The organism is Microcoleus sp. MON1_C5, assembly GCF_036701875.1.
Classification (GTDB): Bacteria; Cyanobacteriota; Cyanobacteriia; order Cyanobacteriales; family Microcoleaceae; genus Microcoleus.
In genome coordinates this window covers 1-3,348 of record NZ_JAUBRN010000136.1, presented here as the reverse complement: position 1 = coordinate 3,348, position 3,348 = coordinate 1, and the positions used below count along the sequence as shown (strand labels likewise).

Below are 3,348 nucleotides of genomic sequence, written 5' to 3'. Positions count from 1 at the left end.
ATCGGCTTTTTGAGTTCCAAAACTTTTACAGTCACCAACAGCGACTTCACCAACAACAAAGGAATTAACGGCGGGGCAATTAACAGCCTTCAAGGTAAGCTGACAATTGACAACTCCCGATTCATCGGCAACGATACCACCACAGCCGTTTACGCAACAGGCCAAGATAATCCGTTTTTAAGGGGTTTTGGCGGCGCAGTTTACACAGACAGAGCCAGCAATCCGAGCGAAGCTTCCGGCACAATTAAGATTACCAATAGCGTATTTCAAGACAATAAAGGTCGAGGTGAAGGAGGCGCAGCTTATCTGTTCACAGGCAGCCAAGACAAGGTTATTTTGGAAAAGAGCACCTTCCAAAATAACGAAATTCTGGCGCTACCCAACGGTGTAAATCCTGGAAACGGTGGTGGGGTAACGATTTTGAGCGACAGCACCAACCAGGGATTGACCATTACCAACACCACCTTTGCGGGCAACAAAGCCGGCAATCAAGGTGGCGGGCTGTGGATGCGAAATGCCCCTACTACGATTACTAACAGTACGTTTTCTGGCAACTCCACGGCGTTTGCTGCTGGCGATTACAACAAACTCGGCGGCGCAATGACTCTTGGTGCACCCACAACCATTCTCAACACGACGATCGCTGATAATTCAGCAGGCTGGGTTGGTGGAGGTATCTTCGCCGATGCCAATAATGTCACCCTCAAAAACACGATTCTTTCCAACAATACAGCGGCTAACGGAGGAAACCCTTGGGGCATTCAGCAACACGCCACCGCCCAATATAGCGATCGAGGAGGGAATTTTCAGTGGCCGGCCAAAAACCCCAATGACGGAAGCGATTTCAATGCGACGGCAAGTATTACGATCGCAGACCCCTTACTCGGCCCTTTGCAAAACCTCAACGGCGCTTTAGTCAGGCCGCTGCTGATAGGAAGTCCGGCAATTGATAAGGGGATTGCCATCGGCGCACCCACTACGGATCAGCGCGGCGTGACTCGCCCTCAAGATGGCGACACCATTCCAGGCGCGATCGTGGACAGCGGCTCTTTTGAATTGGGAGGTAGTGTCGTCCCGGTGCCAACTCCGACACCCGCACCGGCTCTTACTGGTTCTTTGGGTCAAACCAATAATTACAGCAGCGTCAGCGACCTGATCGCAAAATGGCCTGCTGCCGCCCAGAATCAAGGCATCAAACTGTCTGGGATAGCTTTTGATGGCGTGGAAACTGACTATCTTAACCCGAATGTCATCAGCAACCTCACCTTAGCAAGCAACGAAAACCCTAAAAGCTGGTTGAGCTACGGCAGTAACGGCGGTATTGGTGTCCCATCCTCTTATGATGGTTGGTTCACCGACGCCAAGAAAATTCGGGCGGAAATCAACCATAACCCCAACACCAATCAATCTCAGGCGCTGAAGGTGAAATGGGCAGATAACCAAGACATCACTAGCACCACGATCGAACTCGCTGGAGTGACCCCCAAAACAAGTCCAGATTTGGGCGATCAGGGCAATGAAGTTGCTTTCCTGCAAATCTTTAAGGATGGGGTTCGGGTACCGGCCAGCAATTTTAAGATCGCTCGCCTCAACGCTCCGAGCGCTCCAAAACCCATCACTGTGTCTTCAGATGGAGCGACTGTAATTGGCGATCGCACCGATGGCAGTTTCAAATTCCAGATAGTAGGAGACTCTCTGGTCGGCGCTACTTTTGACGAACTGCGGTTCTCCACCAAAGCCTACGATAGCCCTACCGCTGCCTACGCCGCCACCTCCTTCAAAAGCGATGGTTCCGATTACCTAGTGCGGCACATTGAATATCAAGGGATTTCTAATGCTGTGTCTCCGACTTTCTTCTCTTACGGTTCGTCTCCCGATCCTATTATTGATGGTGGTTCTGGAGTTGTTACGATTAATCGGACTGGCGATATTTCGGTTTCGGCTTCGGTGGACTATTTGATTGTTGCCCCTAGTGGTGGTCAACCTGCGAACAACGTAGACTACAACATTAGTCCATTTGCTGTGAATCCTTCAGGAGGCACGGTGAACTTTAATCCCGGTCAAACTAGCGTTAGTCTGACAATTAACAATCTACCTGGTTTGACTGGTGGGGTGGTGAATTTGGGCTTTGGCCCAGGTTCGATCGGCACCCCGGCATCGACTGCAATTACTCTGCTTTAAGGCTGTTAGTAGGGCGAGGAATCCTTGCTCTACTAATATGTCCCGCAAGTAGTTAAATGCTTTGGAGCAACTGCGACTTTGTGGTAGAGGTTGTTCATAAAAACTACATTTCCTTTTATAGTAAACAAGTTGGTTAAAAAGCCTATTCAGTAATCAAATTACCTGAACACCAGCTAGCTTACTTAAAAAACCATAAGTCTTTATTTAACTTATTCAATCTTGACCAGAAAGTTAAGTCCATAAATGCTCTAAAAAGCAAGTAACGATCGCCATTATCAAAACAGAACCGTCGCGTCACACCGAATCATCCATCCATCCGCAAGCCGAACAATCCCAATGAAAAGGCGACGTTTCATATTGGGGATAAGTCATTTCACACCGGGGGCACCGACCAGTAAACAATGGGTGGGTATCCAGCAGTTCTAGCTGCTGTTCCAAAGTCCACCGCTGCCTCGGTTGCAAGATTAGTTCGCCGTTGTAGTAGGTTGTACCTTCGGGTTCCCACTATTCCTCGGATGCGGCATTAGGGTCTTCTCGAAAGTCGGGACAAGTGTCGGTGTTGGGGTCCGTCGGATGCACAGCACAGACGAGGTATGGGTTGCGGGCGTAGAGGAGACAGCGATGGCTCCGCCCCGGCTTACGCCTACGCACTCAGGGATTTTGGGCATAGCGGGGGTGTTGAGGTTTTGGTCTGGGTTTAGTTTCCCTCAGAACAGAGGCGAGCGTATCCTTGGATAATACGCCTAATTTGCTGGGGCGATTGTCCCTTCTCAAATTATGAAAAAATCGTGTGCCTGGTTTGCTTCGATCTTCCTCGCTACGGGAGGTGTGGCTGGCTGTTCTCAATCGATTCAACAAGTATCAAACACCCCTACACTTCCACCCCCAGCAGTGGAATCACCACCTCCAAGCAATATTGCTTCGTCGAAGCCGATATTAGGCATCAACGTAGCTGCTGGCAAACGAGTGATTGCCAGAAACGGAGGGATTACCTATCCTGGCGCTTGCTAATGCTAACGATCCTGCGGATTACCAAACAACAACGAATTATCCAAAACTGGGGCGGTGGGGAAACGGAACCAATCAAGGCACTGGCACCTTTCAAATTGTCGATTTAGGTGCGGTTTATTCACTCAACGGTGTTGGCTACAATATTGATTGGGATGG

At 49.7% G+C, this 3,348-nt stretch carries 2 protein-coding genes; both read left to right on the top strand.

Features of this window, described 5'->3' with window-relative positions; all coding sequences use genetic code 11:
- The coding region (locus QUA71_RS28925; RefSeq protein WP_333290418.1) for a choice-of-anchor Q domain-containing protein at positions 1-2,181 on the top strand (2,181 nt) is incomplete at its 5' end.
- Positions 2,182-3,151: 970 nt separating this feature from the next.
- Positions 3,152-3,348: hypothetical protein (locus QUA71_RS28920; RefSeq protein ID WP_333290416.1), on the top strand; the 197-nt coding region annotated here is incomplete at its 3' end.